The sequence below is a fragment of the Enterobacter cloacae complex sp. 277I4 genome, from assembly GCF_050031465.1.
GTDB lineage: Bacteria > Pseudomonadota > Gammaproteobacteria > Enterobacterales > Enterobacteriaceae > Enterobacter > Enterobacter cloacae.
Window position 1 is genome coordinate 1,978,142 of the sequence record NZ_JBLGWC010000001.1, and the last position, 16,597, is coordinate 1,994,738.

Sequence of the window (16,597 nt, forward strand, 5' to 3'; positions counted from 1 at the left end):
ACTGACTGTGTGAGACAGCCTCATGTTAGCCACTGTACTTATCATTATTGTTGCGTTAATCCATCTCTATATTCTGGTGCTGGAGATGTTCCTGTGGAACACCAAAACCGGGCAAAAGGCTTTCAATCTCACGCCCGATTTTGCGCGTGACACCCGCGTACTGGCTGCGAATCAAGGGCTGTATAACGGTTTTCTGGCGGCGGGTCTGCTCTGGGGACTCTGGCTCGGAGAGCGCGGTGTCCCTGTGACCGTCTTTTTCCTGAGCTGCGTGCTACTTGCCGGAATTTTTGGCGCAGCGACTGCCAGTCGAAAAATCCTCTATGTTCAGGCTATGCCGGCTCTCGCTGCCTTACTTGCGCTACTTATCTAATACTTTGGTCAACGTAATGCGTCCGCTATACTCGGTGCATCACCCGCTAAATGACAGACGAGAGACTGTTTATGAACAACGATATTCCGCTTAAATATTATGACATCGTCGATGAGTATTCGACGGAAACCGCTGAGCCAGTCAGTGAGTCAGAGCATGACGCGCTGGCGTACTATTTCCAGCTGCTGCTGACGCGGTTAACGAACAACGAGGAAATCAGCGAGGAAGCCCAGCAGGAAATGGCCAGTGAGGCGGGGATCCGCACGGCACGCATCGATGATATTGCGAATTTCCTTAATCAGTGGGGGAACGAGTAGCCCGCAAGGGCATTCTCATCGTAAGTTTCTTCGCCAGTTCACTGCGTGTCAGTGATTTTGAGAAGTACCACCCCTGGATCAGAGCGTCAGGATACCTGTCCGCAATAAAACGATACTGGGTTTCACTTTCCACCCCTTCGAAAACGAGCGTTTTGTTGAGCCTGGCAAGCGCATCGCAAAAAATAGCAAAAATATTCTGCTTATAATGTTCATTGATACCGTCCACCAGCGACTTATCGATTTTGATTTCGTCATATTCCAGCAGAGAGAGTCGGTCCAGGTTTGAGTTTTTCACGCCGAAATCGTCTATCGATATTCTCACCCCAAGTTTTTTCAGCTCCAGACAAAACCCTTCAAGAATATCTGCACTGGATACCGCTTTTTCTGAAAGTTCCACCTTTATCAAAGACAGGGGGATGTGATTAAATGCACATTCACGACGTAACGTCTGGATAAACTGTCCATCTTCTATCTCCGTTCGCCCAACGTTCAGCGAAATCATCAGCTGATGTTTAATGGCAAGCGGTGCGATCTCAGACAGCGATTTTTCAATAATATTAATATAATACTGTCGGTACAGCCCAATTTTCTTAATTAAAGGAATAAACAGTTCCGGAGAAACATCGGTGCGATGATAATCGCGCCATCTCGACAGCACTTCTACCCCGACAATGCTTTTATCCTGGATACGTATAATCGGCTGGTAGTTAACGCTGATAGAATTGTTTTTTACCGCCTTAACCAGCGTTCGCTCCAGTGAGAAGCGATCTTCGTAAATGCGCATGAAAAACAACGAGATTGCGGTCCAGATAAAACACAAAATAGTCGTCAGAAGAATAAACACCACAACGGGGAGCGAAGCCAGGCCCGCGTCGTAATGCTTCACCGTAACGCATATGTCCCATCGCGTGCTGCACTGCGTCAGGATCAGGGTAAATAGCGCTGAATCTGGCCAGTGGTGTTTTATGACATCTGGCTTAACCGAGAAAAAAGTTCGGTCGAAATCTTTCGTCGTGGTACTCAGCGCATAGTTTGCCGTAACCGGCATGAATTTATCGTAGGCATAACGCGAGGTGAAAATAATTACATTATTATAGATTGCCGCGTTGCCAGTGAAAAAATCTTTTCTCGAAAACTGCGCTAACAGAAAGCCTCTTGGTGTTTTATGGAGTTCTGTCGGTAGAGGGACTGGAGTGGCGAGCTTACCCCAAAAGGCAGTACAGACAACTAGCCCATTTTCAACAAAACCGATATCGGAAAAATAGGGGCTGTCGAGTTTTAGCTTTCTGTAGCGATCAAGGCTGGTTTGATCGCAGCCTCGGGTTGTTACCTCTTTAAGGGCCAGCGCGATGCTTTCGGATAATCCTTCGGAATAGTGCAAAAGCGTCTGGGCGATCTCACGCTGTTTATCCTTCTGCTGGCTGACGATAACCGCGTTCACCGCATACAGAGACAGAATGACCAGAATCGTTGATACGATAGCAACGGCAATGATTTTTTTCATTTTCCGGTTATCCTGTCAGCTCCCTGATGGGGTGAATCTTAACACAGCCGGGGCAGGGTACAAGCCTGGTACTCACGGGGGAGAACGGCAGGTGCCAGGGATCTCCGTAATAACCCTGACGCAAATTTTAGTGAAGCAAAATAATAACCGCTTCTTATTGTGCGCTTAAGTGCAATTTATTTTCCTCTTATCCTGACCTTTGTTACAGTGACACGAGTTGTCAGCCAAGGATGTCAGGCGTGATAAGGTGGAAAAGCTCGTGCATGTGAAAAATACTTTTTACACAACAACCATTACTGTCATCATTGTCTCGTTGATCATCTCGTTGTCGCTTGCGGTCCAAATTACCACGTCCAGACAGCAGTCAATTCAGCAAATTAATACCGGCGTTGCTAACCTGAGCCATACCCTGGATGTTTATACTGAGGGGATCATGCGTCAAAGCGAAATGCTGATCACCACCATTTCAGACATGATCGACATTTATGGTATGACCCCGGAACAGGCGACCAATATTCAGCGGATAATAGAAAATCAGGATAATCTTCTTAGCCAGATTAACAATGTGGTTATTTACGATGTCAATGGTGACATCTTTACGGCATTGTACGGACGTTTTTCCGGGCCGCGAAAAGGGGCTGACAGATCGTTTTTTATCTATCACAAGGAAAATAAAAGTCAGCAGATTTTTATTGGCCAGCCGGTCGTGAGCAGAACGAACGGGAAATGGGTGATTACGATCAGTCGACGGCTTGAAACGCAGACCGGAGACTTTAACGGCGTTGTCGTGGTGACGCTTGGAATCGAAAATTTTCTGGCACTGTACGGGCAGATTAATATTGGCCATGCTGGTGTCATTGGCCTCACGACACAATCCGGCGTGTTGCTGGTTCGCTATCCGTTTAAAAATAACTACATTGGCGCGATTGTTTCAGACTCACCCCTGTTCAGAGAATACCTGAAGGTACAAAATTCAGGGATTGCCAGCTCGGTTTCGCGGTTTGATAAAGTCGAACGCATTTTCGCTTTTGAGAAAAACAAACGTTACGGATTGGTCACCACCGTTGCAGTGAGTAAAGAAGAAGCACTTGCAGCCTGGCGTAAGCAGGCCATTCAGCTCGCCGTACTCATTCTTATTTTTACCGTGGCGCTTATCGTCGCGTCTTATTTCCTCTATTCGGATCTGTCCAGAAAAACCAGAGATAACAAAGAGCTCAAGATAATAGCCTCTGAAGATGCGCTGACGGGGCTTTTCAACCGCCGCACGTTTGATGAAAAAATTCTGTCTGAAATCGCCACGTGTGCGGATAACGACACGCCAATTTCTATCCTCATTGTCGATGTCGATTATTTCAAAAAATACAATGATAACTACGGTCACCCAGAAGGAGACCGATGCCTTACCCTACTGGGGAATAGCCTCACAGAGAGCCTTACCCGTAACAACCAGCTTGTGGCGCGTTATGGCGGCGAAGAGTTTGCGCTGATCCTGCCAGACGCCGATATTCAGGAAGCCATCCGCCTGGCCCAGACGATCATTCGCAATGTATTTTCACTGCATATTGAGCATGCCTTTAGCCCCTTTGGACGGGTAACGGTCAGCGTCGGGGTGTCAACCGCACGTGCCGTTGACATTGCAGGCAGCCAGCAGAACATTATTATTGCGGCTGACCAGGCGCTCTATCAGGCAAAACGCGCAGGACGCAACCGCTATGCCTTTATCGCCGTGTAAGCGGGCAAAAAAATGCCCACTAAAGCGTGGGCAAAAATACTGGAAGCAATGTGAGCAATGTCGTACTGAATACCTGAGTGTTTAACTCAACTATTCAGTGTTGAGAAAGATAATCTTTCTCATCTTAAGTTGCAACCCCACATTTCGTGTGGTGCGGTTTTGGATACTAAATGCGCACTCTCTCGCTGTGATACTAATCACAAATTTCCTTTCCCGGATCCTGTGCTATCCTTTTTGTGTCGTTGATTTAATGACAAAAACCATACAGAGAGGAAAGTTATGGGAATTTTATCCTGGATTATCTTTGGGCTTATTGCGGGTATTCTGGCGAAGTGGATCATGCCGGGCAAAGATGGCGGTGGTTTTATCGTTACCGTGATACTGGGTATTGTCGGCGCGGTCGTCGGCGGCTGGATCAGTACGCTGTTCGGGTTTGGCAAAGTTGACGGTTTCAACTTCGGCAGTTTTGCTGTCGCCGTGATCGGCGCGCTGGTTGTTCTGTTTATCTACAGAAAAATCAAAAGCTAAGTTTGATAAGCGTTAAAAAAGGCTGCCAGATGGCGGCCTTTTTACGTTGCGGTGTTACCACCAGCCAAATTGCGTGCCAGCAACGGCGACGATGGCGACGAGCAGCATAATGAGGGTGGTTTTTCTCATTTATGCTCCCGGAGCCGCGTAACCACCGACAAAAAACCATGCTAAAAAAACCACCGCCGTTATAAAAATAACGACCGGGAAGAGGATCCCTATTCTCATGCCATCACCTGTTTTGGTTTTCAGAATGCCGTAGAGTGTACGGGGTTAATCCAAAACGTGAAAGCGCGTTTTGCCTTTACCCTTTTTATCCTGATACATCGCAACATCCGCGACGCGTAATGCGCTGTCCGGATCCATCCCGGCAGGATCAACTTCGACAACTCCCAGGCTTGCACCCGGGTACACAATACTCACACTGCCCAACCCGTATTGGCCGGCAATGCGGTCGCGAAGCCGTGCCCTGAGCTGGTTAATCTGACCCTCATCAGCCTGATTTTCCGCTTTACTCAGGCAGGCTACCAGGAACTCATCGCCCCCCAGGCGGCCGATAATCTCGTCTTCGGTCTTTTCATCTAACAGACGTTTGCCGACTTCAATGAGGAATTGATCGCCTGCTTCATGCCCGTACTGGTCGTTAATCCGTTTAAAATCATCCAGATCGATAAAAGCGATAATTACGTTGCGTTTAAGGTGGCGGCCTAAAGAAAACAGGGTGTTGAGATCTTCAAAGATGGCGCGGCGGTTGGGTAAACCGGTGAGAACGTCGGTAAAGGAATAGGCGATGAGCGCTGCATTCGCTTCTCGAAGTTGAGAAAGCAACGACTCTTTCTGAATATACTGGGCAATCAGCCCGGCAAAGAGTTTTAGCACGTGTTCGCCGCGTTCACTGAGCAGCTTCTTTTCCGTGCTGGTCGCACAGAGCGTGCCGTACAGGGAACCATCCGCCAGGTGAACCGGCACGCTCATGTACGTGGTAATACCGAGCGCTTTCGCGGCGTCGCAATCCGCCCAGCGTTCAGAAACCTCGTTACTGAAAATGGTGTCACTGTCCAGAGCGCGTTTGCACAATGTATCGCCCCAGGGCACGCTTAGTCCCTCCGGGATCTGCATCTGCTTACTGTCTCGGGCATACAAAATATGCTGAAGACGGGCATTGATATCGACCTTCGTCAGGTAGGTCGACTCCATTTCGGTCACAAGTTCCAGCATCTCCAGCAACTGGCGAACGAGACTTTCAAGGGATTGTTCCGTGGTGAGCGTTTCTGACACTCGCGCCAGGATGATATCTGACATGACGTAGGTTGACTCCCATGCACAAGACGTCTGCATCTGCATGCTATGCTGAAAATTTCGACTTCAGCCATAGTAAAACATGAATGGTGAAAATTTTATATATCCACCAGAAGCAGGCAGGGGAGAAAAAGGCCCCGTTGTTGAGACCGGGGCAAAGACATCTTGATTACGGAATGATGTTCTCTGGTCATAAGGAGAACACGCCTCACTATAGTGTTGAAAAGTGCAGTTAAAATGGAGAAATGATGGAGAAAGCGACGGCGACCCGTTACCCTTATCTTCTGATGATGTAAAAAGGATCAACACGATGAGATTTCTGCTTTTGGCTCTCGCGCTACCCCTGGCGGCCTGTACCACAAAAACGTCTCCACCTGTTGCCCCACCGCCGCCGCATAGGGTGGGGATGGCTAACCCTGCCTCTGTCTATTGTCTGGAAAAAGGGGGAGAGCAGATCCCAATCCAGAGCCCGCAGGGCGTGCGTACGGAGTGTAAATTGCCCGGTGGCGAAGTGATCGACGAATGGGAGCTCTACCGCCGCGATCATCCGCAACCCGCCAGGTGACAGCAGGACAAAGATTGCGATACACTTCTCTTTAGGATTATTCTTAGCCAGTTTCTGGCCACCGTTATCGTGAGAGAAGTATGTTTCAGCTTAAACCGGGCAGCATGGCGTTGATCATTGGTGCCCGCACGGCCTCAGGCCGTCGCAATGTGGGTAAATCCGTTGAGTTGTTTGGCCTTTGCCAGCCCGGCCAGCGCTTCGTTAACCCGGTCAATGGCGTGATGACGCAGCTGCCTGCGACAGCGGATCGCGCGCTCTGGCTGGTGACGGGCGATGTCTACGCTTTTGATAATCAGCACGGTTTTGCGTTTGTGCGCGCCGAACATCTGCTGCCGCTCACGCCGGATGAGGCACCGCAAACCTTCGATGCGCTGACGGCCAGCTAATTACAGATGGCGCAGCCAGTCGGCTAAGACTATTGCGTGATTCTGTTCGGTATTTTTCGCGGCGTAGAGAAGGGTTAAGGTTTGCTGTCTCGCGAGGGTTGCAAGACGCAATCCTTCGTCTTTATGCTGCGCCAGCTCTTCCCGATACGCCTGGCTGAAGGCAGCGAAATCAATGGTTTCACTGTGAAAGGCCTTACGTAACCCGTCAGAAGGCGTAAGCGCTTTGCACCATTCATCATGCACAAGGTCTGCTTTTTTCACCCCTCGCGGCCACAGTCTGTCCACCAGCACCCGATAGCCATCCTCCGGGGCTGCCTGTTCATAGACGCGCTTGCACTGAATCATCATTTCCCCCTCCCAATTTAAGGTATTGTGATTATTGCAGAAGATCGGTAGTCTGAGGTTCCTTATGTTATCTGATAATACTCTGGCATAAGGAACCTTTCATGGAACACCTCCCGGTTAAAACGACGCTGCGCATTGCGCTGGTTGGCGATTACAATCCCGATGTGATTGCGCACCAGGCGATCCCGCTGGCCATTGATGATGCTGCTGCAGTACTGGATCTCACCGCTGATTACGACTGGCTAGCGACGACGGAGCTGACCAGCCCTGAAGATCTGGTGGGTTACGATGCCATCTGGCTGGTTCCTGCAAGCCCCTACAAAAACACCGAAGCCGCCTTTATCGCTGCACGCTACGCGCGCGAAAACAGCATTCCGTTTCTCGGCACCTGCGGCGGTTTTCAGCATGCATTGATTGAGTATGCGCGTAATGTGCTCGGCTGGAGCGATGCGGCGCACGCCGAAACGGACACCGAAGGCTCAATGGTGATTGCGCCGCTGACCTGCTCGCTGGTGGAAAAAACCGATGCGATTGAACTGCGTAACAACACGCTTATTGCGAAAGCCTACGGCAAGCCGGAAATTGAAGAGGGATATCACTGCAACTACGGCGTATCGCCGGAATTTGCGCAGGAGCTGGAGAGCGGTGATATGCGCGTGACGGGCTGGGACGAGCAGGGGGAAATCCGTGCCGCAGAGCTGGTCACCCATCCGTTCTTCGTGATTACCTTATTCCAGCACGAGCGTGCAGCGCTGGCGGGGCGTCCGGTGGTGTTGGTACAGGCGATGCTGCGTGCGGCACGGGGATAAATAACAGGCAGACCGTCAGGTCTGCCACTGTTTTTAGCGGGGCGTGATCTCCCGGTCGCGCCCGGCAAGCATGCCGCAGATGGCCATCACCACCGAGGCCAGCGCGCAGGCCAGAAGGGGGATCTGCCAGTCACCGGCGGTATCGTGAATTTTCCCCATCAGCGGAGGCCCGCAGGCGGCTAGCAGATAACCAATCGACTGCGCCATACCGGACAGTGCCGCCGCCTGATGAGCAGAGCTGGCGCGCAGGCCGATGAACGTCAGACCGAGGATCATCGTTGCTCCGGTGCCAAAGCCAAACACCAGCGTCCACACGACCGCCAAATCCGGTGCAAACCAGAAACCGGCCGCACTCACTGCGCACATCAGGGCTACGGCGCCAGCGATCCCGCGTTGATCGTTCAGACGATGCAGGATCAGCGGCACGGCAAGGCCCGGAATGGCCGTGGCCAGCTGTAAGAGCCCGTGCATGGAGCCCGCCTGCGCTTCGCTGTAGCCGTGGCTGAGTAATATCGCGGGTAACCAGCCGATGATGACGTAGTAAATCAGCGAGTTAATGCCGAGAAAGAGCGTCACCTGCCAGGCGAGGGCAGAACGCCATATGGCGCGGTTGTGCAGCGCTCCTGCACCGGTCACTGTGGCGACCTGCTTCTGGCGCCACTGTGGCAGCCAGAGCAGCAGCGCCAGCAGGGGAAAGATCATCAGCATTAGCAGCGCGCCATGCCAGCCTGCGGCTCCCTGGGCGAGAGGAACAATCAGCGCCGAACCGAACGCCGCCGAAACGCCCATCGTCAGGGAATAGGCCCCGGTAAGGCGGGCAACCTGGCCGGGAAAGTCGCGTTTGATTAAGCCCGGTAACAACACATTCCCGAGCGCGATACCGCAACCGATCACCGCCGTGCCGGTAAACAGCAGGGCCGCAGAGGGCAGAGAGCGCACGGCAATCCCGGCGCAGATCAGCAACAGGGCGAGGAACAGGCTGCGCTCCATGCCGATACGCCGTGCTACGCCCGCGGCAAGCGGCGAGACAAGGGCAAACGCTAATAGTGGCAGGGTGGTTAGCAGGCCGGTTTGCGCGGTGGTTAATCCATATTCAAGGCGAATGGTATCGAGCAGCGGCGCTGCGCCGGTAAAGGTGACGCGAAGCGTCGTGGCAATCATCAGAATGCCGGCGATCAGCAGCGCGCCTTTGCGAGTAGCAGTAGTCATTGTTTTCTCATACGTTCAGGCGAGCGCACACAATACCGATTTTCGCCGTGGTTGAAATCAGGCTAAAATGACAGTTTATCGCTAATATCGGACAACCTGATGAACGGTCTGGGACTCGACGGCTACGATCCCGATAGCCAATTCGATGCCGCGGTCGCGTTTCGCATCCGCGTGGTAGCGCAGGAGCAATATATTCCGCTCCATCAGCACCGCAAAGGGCAGCTGATTCTGGCGCTGGGTGGTGCAATCACCTGTGAGGTAGAAAATGCCATGCTGATGGTACCGCCCCAGTATGCCGTGTGGATCCCCGGGCAGATGCCCCACAGCAACAGGGCCACGCCAGGCGCGCAGCTCTGCTTTTTGTTTATTGAACCGGGTGCCGTCAGTCTGCCGGACCGGTGCTGTACCCTGAAAATATCGCCGCTGGTTCGGGAGCTGATTCTGTCGCTGGCGGGAAAAACGCGTGAGCAACTGCCGCTTGCCACCACCTCGCGTCTGGTGGATGTGCTGTTTGATGAACTGCCGCTCCAGCGACAGGAACATTTACAGCTGCCCGTTTCCCCTCATCCTAAAATTCGGTTGATGAGCGAAAAGATGGCGGAAGAGCCCGCCGCGTGGCAGACGCTGGCGCAATGGGCGAACCACTTTGCCATGAGTGAGCGCAACCTGGCGCGGCTGGTGGTCAAAGAGACGGGCTTAAGCTTTCGCCGCTGGCGTCATCAGCTGCAGTTGATTGTGGCGTTGCAGCTGCTGATTGGCGGGAAGTCAGTTCAGCAGGTGGCGCAGTCACTTGGTTATGACTCCACCACCGCCTTTATTACGATGTTTAAAAAGGGGCTGGGGCAAACGCCCGCGCGCTATATTGCCAGCCTGACTACGACTTCCCAATAAACAGCGAAACCAGCCCGGCGGCAATGAGCGGGCCCACCGGAACGCCGCGAAAGAGCGCCACGCCAAGCACCGTTCCCACCAGCAGGCCAGCCACCAGCGAGGGCTGGCTGCTCATCAACGTGACGCCGCGACCACCCAGCCATGACACGAAAATCCCCACCGCGATAGCCACCAGTGATTTCCAGTTAACAAACGAGTGCAGCAGCGTTGAGGCCGGAAGCGTGCCGCTGGCAATGGGGGCCATCACCCCAATGGTCAAAATGATTATCCCGATCGTCAGGCCTTGTTTTTCTATCCACGGGAAAAAAGTGTTTAACGGGGTGACGCGCACAATGATCAACACCAGGATCGAAATGGCGACGGTGGTGTTATGGCTGATAAAGCCGAGTGCAGCGAGTGCCAGAAGAATGAGCAGAGTAGGGTCAAACATGAGGAGTCCTTGCCAGAATAGTAAGCCTGCTTACTTTACGCGGAAAAACGGCTGACGACAGCGTTTAAAAAAAATAGGAGATTGTCATATCCGTGTCATTTGCAGGGGATAAAACGGCATCAGGCATCGCAAAGGGTTGCTAAAGATGAACGATCACATGTTTGTTGAAACGCTGATTATCTCCTCATCGTTTTTCGCTATTGCGGTGATTTTGATCGCATCAGTTCTGTTTCTGGAAAAGAGAGGCTGACAGAGGCGTCAGCCATCACGGTCACGCTTTACGAAACGTCACCAGTTCAGGGCGGGCAATGCGCAGATAATCCTGGGTATCCATGATCACGGATTTTTCCAGCAGACCGGCATTGAACGCGATTTCGTCAAAACGCTCGAACAGGAGCGGGTCGGCGACCAGCGTCAGATCCGGATGGAAGCTAAACGGTGGGATAGCGCCAAACACGCAGGCGGTCAGATGATCGACTTCGGCCGGGCTTGCAAGAGAGGCTTTTAAGCCGCCGAAATGGCTGGCAAGCTGGCTCAGGTCGGCCTGCTGGTCAGCGGCCAGGATCGCCAGAACGTGTTTTTTTACGCCGTTTCCCTTCACTTTGCAGACCAGCGCTTTTGCGCCTTGCCCCAGATCGGTTCCGCGGATTTCGCTTACCGCTTCGCATTTTCCTACGGCCTCGTGCTCCATCACGCGAAAGCGCGCACCTTGCTGCGTTAACAGCGAAATGAGTTGCTGGTGGGTAGCCGTACCCTTAACCTCATCAGACATAGTCAGTTTACCTGTTATCTGCCAATACGCAGTTTCCAACAGTAACACAGATCTTTTTGCGAAGGGGATGGACGAAGGGGAAAGAAAACAGCCAGCGTGTCGCTGGCTGTGGGGTCAGGCATTGCTGGTGGCCGATTGCTTGTGGAGCAATTCGCAGTATTGTAACTCTATGTAATATATTAAGAAAATTTATTCCCCAAATCATCCCCAAAAACACTCCCCAAAACGTATACCGCATTAATCGGAAATCAGGGGTTCTCTCTGTTTCATCCTTCCCTTTAGATAACTAATTTTTTCCATTCCAAACCGCGATCATCTCCATACATAGCGCTCATAGCTTCTGTCTTATTGCCAAGCAATGTTTTTACATCTATACCTTGTGCTTCATAGGTTCTTGATGAAAGGGATCTCTGCTCATGGAAAGGTGGCAAGGCGCTGCAATCCTTTGGCCACACGATATTCGCTTTGTCTCTCGCTTCCTTAAAATACTTAGATATTGTTTTTTCAGGCACGTGTGAGCCAGCCTTACCATAGGCGTGATGTTTAACGTGGTGGATTAGATATGGGCTTACAACTCTGTCCCGACACTTGCTTATGACATCTGACAATGTCATGCCAATGGCGTCACATCTTAAATTTAATGGAATAGCTAACTTCACGCCTGTTTTGTTCTGGGTTACATGAAGGTGGTTATCCCAGATGTCGCTGAACTTCATTGACACTATGTCTCCAATACGCTGGCCAGTAACCAGAGCCAGAAGCATGGAGTTCTGAGCGCATGGAGGCATAGAACCAGCACTTTCATAAATTAACTTCCATTGGTCAATGCTCAGTCTGCTTCTTTTTACCTTAGCAATCGGGTTCTTCACTGCTAAAGCAGGGTTATAGCCTGGGTCAACCTCACCAGCGTGTTGCGCTTCTTTAAACACGTCGTTCAAAACGCTACGCACAAGCTGACCCATTCTGTGTTTACCTTCAGATTTATATTCATCAATAATTGTTGCAATTAGTTTTGTATCTACATCCTTCAGGCGCATATTGGGAGCCCTGTCAGCAAGAACTTGAGCACATATTCTTCTTGATTTGACAGTCGGTTTTTTTATCTCACCATCACGCATCCTTTCCATCTGAATATCTACGTATCTTTTTATCCAGTCTGCAACACGAATTCCTTGCTCTTTCTTTTCTGAGCTCTTCATGGCCATATCAATCAGTGCGAAAGATTGGCGAGTTTCCTGCTCAGAGGTTATCCGATTCAACTCAGTGGCAGCGGCCTTTGCTGCCTCTTCATCAGTCCCGAAACCTATAAACGTCCCAGTGACGGGGTGGCGATATTGCCAGTAGATTTTTGATGTACGTTTATCCAACTTGCAATACTGTTACCAACGGTGCAAAACTGATCCACCCCAGCGGTTGAAAATTGATCCAGGGGTTAATCTGCTCCTCTGAATACAGGGGAGCTTATGATCACTTTTGAGATTCGTATGGAAATTAAAGTCCTGCACAAGCGGGGAATGAGTATCCGGGCCATTGCCAGGGAGCTGGGTATTTCGCGCAATACTGTCCGCAGCCACCTGAAAGCCAAATCTGAAAAGCCGCAGTATTCACCACGCCCGGCACCATCATCACTGCTCGATGAATACCGTGATTACATCTCTAAGCGGATCAGCGATGCGCATCCCTACAAAATCCCGGCGACCGTTATTGCCAGGGAAATCATGGAGCTGGGCTATCGTGGAGGGCTTACTATCCTGAGAGAGTTCATCCGTAAACAGACCCTGCCAGCACAGGCAGAACCGGTCGTTCGCTTCGAAACCGAGCCCGGACGGCAGATGCAGGTTGACTGGGGGACCATGCGAAACGGCAAGTCACCCCTGCATGTGTTCGTCGCTGTTCTGGGATACAGCAGAATGCTTTACATCGAGTTCACCGACAACATGCGCTACGACACGCTGGAAGCCTGTCACCGCAATGCGTTCAGCTTCTTCGGCGGTGTACCGCAGGAAGTCCTGTACGACAATATGAAAACGGTGGTGCTGCAGCGTGATGCTTACCAGACCGGGCAGCACCGGTTCCATCCTTCCCTGTGGCAGTTCGGCAAAGAGATGGGCTTCTCTCCCCGCCTGTGCCGTCCCTTCAGGGCGCAGACTAAAGGCAAGGTGGAGAGGATGGTGCAGTACGCCCGCAACAGCTTCTATATCCCGTTAATGACACGCCTGCGTCCGATGGGGATCACCGTCGATGTTGAAACCGCAAACCGTTACGGCCTGCGCTGGCTGTACGATGTGGCCAATCAACGTAAGCATGAAACTATCCAGACCCGCCCCTGCGATCGCTGGGTGGAGGAACAGCAATCCATGCTGGCACTGCCACCGGAGAAAAAACAGTATGATGTGCAGGTTGATGAAAGCCTGATGACCTTCGACAGGCAGCCGTTGCATCATCCGCTCTCCATCTATGACACGTTCTGCAGAGGAGCCGCATGATGGTCGAACTGCAACATCAACGGCTGATGGTGCTTGCCGAACAGCTCCAGCTGGACAGTCTTATCGGCGCAGCGCCGGCGCTGTCGCAACAGGCGGTGGATCAGGAATGGAGCTACATGGACTTCCTGGAGCACCTGTTACATGAGGAGAAACTGGCCCGGCATCAGCGTAAACAGGCGATGTACACGCGGATGGCAGCCTTCCCGGCGGTAAAGACGTTCGAGGAGTACGACTTCACCTTCGCCACCGGCGCTCCTCAGAAGCAAATCCAGTCGCTGCGATCCCTGAGCTTCATAGAGCGTAACGAAAACATCGTGTTGCTGGGGCCATCGGGCGTGGGAAAAACGCATCTGGCGATAGCCATGGGCTACGAAGCAGTACGGGCGGGCATCAAGGTTCGCTTCACAACAGCAGCGGACCTGCTGCTACAGCTGTCCACTTCACAGCGTCAGGGCCGTTACAAAACGACTCTCAATCGTGGTGTCATGGCCCCGAAGCTGCTTATCATCGATGAAATAGGTTATCTGCCGTTCAGTCAGGAGGAAGCCAAGCTGTTCTTCCAGGTCATCGCCAAACGTTACGAGAAGAGCGCGATGATCCTGACCTCCAACCTGCCGTTCGGGCAGTGGGATCAGACGTTCGCCGGTGATGCAGCGCTGACATCGGCGATGCTGGACCGGATCTTACATCACTCACATGTCGTGCAAATAAAAGGGGAAAGCTATCGACTGAAGCAGAAACGAAAGGCCGGGGTTATCGCTGAAGCTAATCCTGAGTAAACAAGGTGGATCAATATTAAACCGTTGGTGGTGGCGGTAAGTGGATCACTTTTTACCCGTTGTTGACACAATACAGGTTAGGTATTTTAACGTTATGCTTTCTGGGGCGAGCTGCCATTTATTGCCTTCTCCACTAACTGGCGAGCCTTGTCTGATAACGATGATGAAATATCAACATTGCCTACCATGCCAATAAAACGAGCGTCCTCATCTATAACCCAGCGCCGACCTTGCTTTAAAGCTGGTGGGAAAGTTTGCTTGGTCTTGGCTATTTTGTTTAATGCTGAGTTGCTTAATGGATATTTGAACCCATTAGGACCCGACGCCCACTCATGAAGTGTTACTAACTGCCCCATACGTTGATCTCCACTTAACCGGCTGCACCCGGCTATCTCTTAAAGAAAATGCATGATGAACAACCACCACGGAGCCCATCATTGCAGGTACGACATCTTTTTGTTTCGGTGTAATAGAGTTGGTGGACCATCTCCTTCGTTACAAGAACCGGCATCGGTACACGGATAACCAGCTTTTTGAGCCTGTCGATTTCCCCGGCCAGTTCGAGGATGCGGCGATTACCGTATTCCGCTTCCTCGCGCCACCATGCCACGTCTGCTTTAAGGCGGCGCAGGCGCCGCTGTTTGAGTTTACTGGCCATCGATATTCACCTTGATAGCGAAGACCTTGACCGGGTCGGGGCCGAAGTGCGGATGCGTTATCACCTTCACTTCGTAACCGTTATACGGGATGTCTATGCGCTTGCTCGCGTCACCGCGCTTAGGGTATCCGCGGGTGATAATCAGGCGATCAAAGCGCCGCGGTAATTGTTGGTTATGGCCATGAGATAGCCTGCGGCACCAGTACGGATTTACCAGGCGATACTCTTCGGTTTTCTCACCAGACTTCATCTGGTCGAAGTATTCACCGTTAACAGCCAGTTGCAGGTTAGCCATGGTTAAACACTCCCTTAACCGCTCCCCAGGTAAGCTCAAGAAGAGATGCCCAGGCTACGTAAAGGTGAATCCCAGCGGCCACACCAAAGCCAATTATCACTGCGTATTTCAGCGCTTCGGATTTGCTCACGGCTTCACCTCCTGCTGCGGTGCTGCTGGATATGCACCGCCTTCCTGACCTGGCTCGTTGCTTCCGGTGCATGCATTCCTGTGGTCATTGGCGTGCGGGCAGCGCTTATTACCACATTCAGGGCAAACGACGAATCGCATGTCGGAAATTGTCACCGGGCGGCAGGTGTGGCACCAGCATTTGGTTGACGTTTCCGCGCTTTCCCGACAATGCGGAGAATTACCTGCCTCATAAGCAACGCGCAACCAGTGGAAAAACACCTCCGTCATCACGCATCCACATTCGACGTCAATGGTGCCTGTCTGTTGCGAAATCCACTGCTCGAATGGCAACTTGTTAGCCATCGTTACAGGTTCGGCCCCCTGAAGCATGGCGGCGCGGCGCAACTTAACAGGTATGTCTGCCCATACCCCGGCACCAGGCCTATCTTTGTTGCTCAGCAAGTCTTCAATCGCAGATGCTGCCATGTTAAGCAGGTCTTCATCAGGCACAGATACCGGCGCTGGCGGTGCGGTATGCAAAGGTATAAGACCTGCGTCTGGATTCGCCCACATCCATTCTCGTCTCGCGACTCCAGCCTGAAAATTTCGGAATGCCTGTAGGTCTGCATATGCCACAGCCTCCGCTTCGAGCGATGCCAGCGCGATTTCAGCCAGTGCTAAATCTTTCAGTCCATACTCGTCATTAGGCACAGCGACCAGATATTCCTCGGCGCGTTTTTTATGCTTTTGTGCCCATTCGATTAACTGCTCTTTGGTGAATTCTCTGGTAATAGTGCTCATGGGTTAGTCCTCATGCTTGAGCATTAACTGCGCCACAACTTCGGGTTGAGGATGGCGGTAGTTAAGTAACTCATCAGGCATCTTCATTAACTTACCCTCACTATTTAGGGCTTGAACTCGGCAACCTTTCACCCCAAACGCAGATGTATCAATGGTTTCGTCGTATTGGTTTAGCAGTTCAGCCATACTCTCTTGCCATTCCTTCGGCATTTGCATCATTGCTACGCGAGGCATTACCAGAAACGCGGCATATGAAAGACCGAACCACAGATGCAAATCTTTACGCTGATCGTAATTTTGGTGTTTCATA

At 51.8% G+C, this 16,597-nt stretch carries 26 protein-coding genes; 11 read left to right on the forward strand and 15 right to left on the reverse strand.

The annotated features are described in order from the left end of the window. Nucleotides 1-22: 22 nt before the first annotated feature. Nucleotides 23-370 carry a DUF1304 domain-containing protein gene (locus ACQG19_RS09480; RefSeq protein ID WP_222168679.1) on the forward strand — a complete coding sequence of 116 codons (348 nt, stop codon included), beginning with the start codon at nucleotides 23-25 and terminating at the stop codon, nucleotides 368-370. A 71-nt stretch (nucleotides 371-441) separates the two neighbouring features. Further along, entirely contained in the window at nucleotides 442-687 is a 246-nt protein-coding gene (locus ACQG19_RS09485) for a YmjA family protein (RefSeq protein WP_020690326.1), read from the forward strand. On the opposite strand, the gene ACQG19_RS09490 is transcribed toward ACQG19_RS09485, so the two are convergent. Beyond that, nucleotides 665-2,191: an EAL domain-containing protein gene (locus ACQG19_RS09490; protein WP_222168680.1), complete on the reverse strand. Its 1,527-nt coding sequence runs from the start codon at nucleotides 2,189-2,191 to the stop codon at nucleotides 665-667. The genes ACQG19_RS09485 and ACQG19_RS09490 overlap by 23 nt on opposite strands. Before the next feature lie 247 nt (nucleotides 2,192-2,438). On the opposite strand from ACQG19_RS09490, the gene ACQG19_RS09495 reads away from it, so the two are divergent. Together ACQG19_RS09495 and ACQG19_RS09500 are read left to right on the forward strand one after the other, a co-directional pair. Beyond that, nucleotides 2,439-3,923, forward strand: a complete 1,485-nt coding sequence (locus ACQG19_RS09495) for a sensor domain-containing diguanylate cyclase (protein WP_407200787.1) — start codon at nucleotides 2,439-2,441, stop codon at nucleotides 3,921-3,923. 279 nt (nucleotides 3,924-4,202) lie between these two features. Then, complete coding sequence (locus tag ACQG19_RS09500; protein ID WP_008500746.1) at nucleotides 4,203-4,451, forward strand: GlsB/YeaQ/YmgE family stress response membrane protein; 249 nt, start codon at nucleotides 4,203-4,205, stop codon at nucleotides 4,449-4,451. A gap of 54 nt (nucleotides 4,452-4,505) precedes the next feature. On the opposite strand, the gene yoaJ is transcribed toward ACQG19_RS09500, so the two are convergent. Genes yoaJ through ACQG19_RS09515 form a run of 3 tightly spaced genes read right to left on the reverse strand, consistent with a single transcriptional unit; the run spans nucleotide 4,506 to nucleotide 5,753 of the window. Then, nucleotides 4,506-4,580 (reverse strand): protein YoaJ, encoded by a 75-nt coding sequence (gene yoaJ / locus ACQG19_RS09505; protein ID WP_071830143.1) that lies wholly within the window; start codon nucleotides 4,578-4,580, stop codon nucleotides 4,506-4,508. Beyond that, nucleotides 4,581-4,679: a YoaK family small membrane protein gene (locus ACQG19_RS09510; protein WP_014883431.1), complete on the reverse strand. Its 99-nt coding sequence runs from the start codon at nucleotides 4,677-4,679 to the stop codon at nucleotides 4,581-4,583. A 45-nt stretch (nucleotides 4,680-4,724) separates the two neighbouring features. Further along, the gene (locus tag ACQG19_RS09515; protein WP_246932023.1) at nucleotides 4,725-5,753 is read right to left on the reverse strand and encodes a sensor domain-containing diguanylate cyclase; all 1,029 of its coding nucleotides are present in this window, start codon (nucleotides 5,751-5,753) and stop codon (nucleotides 4,725-4,727) included. Between the two features lie 307 nt (nucleotides 5,754-6,060). Here ACQG19_RS09515 and ACQG19_RS09520 point away from each other — a divergent pair, with 307 nt between their 5' ends. Together ACQG19_RS09520 and ACQG19_RS09525 are read left to right on the forward strand one after the other, a co-directional pair. Then, nucleotides 6,061-6,315 carry a putative hemolysin gene (locus tag ACQG19_RS09520; protein ID WP_038979863.1) on the forward strand — a complete coding sequence of 85 codons (255 nt, stop codon included), beginning with the start codon at nucleotides 6,061-6,063 and terminating at the stop codon, nucleotides 6,313-6,315. Nucleotides 6,316-6,395: 80 nt separating this feature from the next. After that, nucleotides 6,396-6,701, forward strand: a complete 306-nt coding sequence (locus tag ACQG19_RS09525; protein WP_013097068.1) for a hypothetical protein — start codon at nucleotides 6,396-6,398, stop codon at nucleotides 6,699-6,701. Here the strand turns inward: ACQG19_RS09525 and ACQG19_RS09530 are convergent, their stop codons facing one another. Beyond that, nucleotides 6,702-7,046, reverse strand: a complete 345-nt coding sequence (locus ACQG19_RS09530; protein ID WP_013097067.1) for a DUF488 domain-containing protein — start codon at nucleotides 7,044-7,046, stop codon at nucleotides 6,702-6,704. A gap of 101 nt (nucleotides 7,047-7,147) precedes the next feature. Here ACQG19_RS09530 and ACQG19_RS09535 point away from each other — a divergent pair, with 101 nt between their 5' ends. Beyond that, nucleotides 7,148-7,855, forward strand: coding sequence for a CTP synthase C-terminal region-related (seleno)protein (locus ACQG19_RS09535; protein ID WP_014831497.1), 708 nt, complete (start codon nucleotides 7,148-7,150; stop codon nucleotides 7,853-7,855). 33 nt (nucleotides 7,856-7,888) lie between these two features. Here the strand turns inward: ACQG19_RS09535 and ACQG19_RS09540 are convergent, their stop codons facing one another. Continuing rightward, complete coding sequence (locus ACQG19_RS09540) at nucleotides 7,889-9,064, reverse strand: CynX/NimT family MFS transporter (RefSeq protein ID WP_058679137.1); 1,176 nt, start codon at nucleotides 9,062-9,064, stop codon at nucleotides 7,889-7,891. A 99-nt stretch (nucleotides 9,065-9,163) separates the two neighbouring features. Here ACQG19_RS09540 and ACQG19_RS09545 point away from each other — a divergent pair, with 99 nt between their 5' ends. Next, nucleotides 9,164-9,955: an AraC family transcriptional regulator gene (locus ACQG19_RS09545; protein ID WP_038979869.1), complete on the forward strand. Its 792-nt coding sequence runs from the start codon at nucleotides 9,164-9,166 to the stop codon at nucleotides 9,953-9,955. On the opposite strand, the gene ACQG19_RS09550 is transcribed toward ACQG19_RS09545, so the two are convergent. Then, nucleotides 9,939-10,385: a DUF441 domain-containing protein gene (locus ACQG19_RS09550; RefSeq protein ID WP_008500737.1), complete on the reverse strand. Its 447-nt coding sequence runs from the start codon at nucleotides 10,383-10,385 to the stop codon at nucleotides 9,939-9,941. The genes ACQG19_RS09545 and ACQG19_RS09550 overlap by 17 nt on opposite strands. A 145-nt stretch (nucleotides 10,386-10,530) precedes the next feature. Here ACQG19_RS09550 and yoaI point away from each other — a divergent pair, with 145 nt between their 5' ends. Continuing rightward, entirely contained in the window at nucleotides 10,531-10,635 is a 105-nt protein-coding gene (gene yoaI, locus ACQG19_RS09555; RefSeq protein ID WP_020690334.1) for a small membrane protein YoaI, read from the forward strand. Between the two features lie 21 nt (nucleotides 10,636-10,656). Here the strand turns inward: yoaI and ACQG19_RS09560 are convergent, their stop codons facing one another. Both ACQG19_RS09560 and ACQG19_RS09565 read right to left on the reverse strand, forming a co-directional pair. Beyond that, nucleotides 10,657-11,157 (reverse strand): YbaK/prolyl-tRNA synthetase associated domain-containing protein, encoded by a 501-nt coding sequence (locus ACQG19_RS09560; RefSeq protein ID WP_013097062.1) that lies wholly within the window; start codon nucleotides 11,155-11,157, stop codon nucleotides 10,657-10,659. Between the two features lie 278 nt (nucleotides 11,158-11,435). Beyond that, nucleotides 11,436-12,524 carry a phage integrase Arm DNA-binding domain-containing protein gene (locus ACQG19_RS09565; protein WP_426725866.1) on the reverse strand — a complete coding sequence of 363 codons (1,089 nt, stop codon included), beginning with the start codon at nucleotides 12,522-12,524 and terminating at the stop codon, nucleotides 11,436-11,438. Nucleotides 12,525-12,620: 96 nt separating this feature from the next. Between ACQG19_RS09565 and istA the strand changes: the two genes are divergently transcribed. Together istA and istB are read left to right on the forward strand one after the other, a co-directional pair. Beyond that, entirely contained in the window at nucleotides 12,621-13,643 is a 1,023-nt protein-coding gene (gene istA, locus ACQG19_RS09570; RefSeq protein WP_000627495.1) for an IS21-like element ISSen3 family transposase, read from the forward strand. After that, nucleotides 13,640-14,422: an IS21-like element ISSen3 family helper ATPase IstB gene (gene istB, locus ACQG19_RS09575; protein WP_001531258.1), complete on the forward strand. Its 783-nt coding sequence runs from the start codon at nucleotides 13,640-13,642 to the stop codon at nucleotides 14,420-14,422. The genes istA and istB overlap by 4 nt, the downstream gene beginning before the upstream one ends. A gap of 52 nt (nucleotides 14,423-14,474) precedes the next feature. Here istB and ACQG19_RS09580 read toward each other — a convergent pair whose 3' ends face one another. The 6 genes from ACQG19_RS09580 to ACQG19_RS09605 all read right to left on the reverse strand — a co-directional run bounded on the left by ACQG19_RS09580 (nucleotide 14,475) and on the right by ACQG19_RS09605 (nucleotide 16,596). Then, nucleotides 14,475-14,540: a phage integrase Arm DNA-binding domain-containing protein gene (locus ACQG19_RS09580; protein ID WP_426725992.1), complete on the reverse strand. Its 66-nt coding sequence runs from the start codon at nucleotides 14,538-14,540 to the stop codon at nucleotides 14,475-14,477. Beyond that, nucleotides 14,515-14,778, reverse strand: coding sequence for an excisionase (locus ACQG19_RS09585; RefSeq protein ID WP_062676769.1), 264 nt, complete (start codon nucleotides 14,776-14,778; stop codon nucleotides 14,515-14,517). Before ACQG19_RS09585 ends, ACQG19_RS09580 begins: the two co-directional genes overlap by 26 nt. 32 nt (nucleotides 14,779-14,810) lie before the next feature. Next, a complete protein-coding gene (locus ACQG19_RS09590; protein ID WP_426725867.1) occupies nucleotides 14,811-15,080 on the reverse strand; it encodes a hypothetical protein in 270 nt (89 codons plus the stop codon). Further along, on the reverse strand, nucleotides 15,070-15,375 hold the full coding sequence (locus tag ACQG19_RS09595; RefSeq protein ID WP_248058919.1) for an ASCH domain-containing protein: 306 nt from the start codon (nucleotides 15,373-15,375) through the stop codon (nucleotides 15,070-15,072). Before ACQG19_RS09595 ends, ACQG19_RS09590 begins: the two co-directional genes overlap by 11 nt. Before the next feature lie 126 nt (nucleotides 15,376-15,501). After that, nucleotides 15,502-16,287, reverse strand: a complete 786-nt coding sequence (locus tag ACQG19_RS09600) for a hypothetical protein (RefSeq protein WP_426725868.1) — start codon at nucleotides 16,285-16,287, stop codon at nucleotides 15,502-15,504. Between the two features lie 3 nt (nucleotides 16,288-16,290). After that, nucleotides 16,291-16,596: a hypothetical protein gene (locus ACQG19_RS09605; RefSeq protein WP_426725869.1), complete on the reverse strand. Its 306-nt coding sequence runs from the start codon at nucleotides 16,594-16,596 to the stop codon at nucleotides 16,291-16,293. Between the last annotated feature and the right edge of the window lies 1 nt (nucleotide 16,597).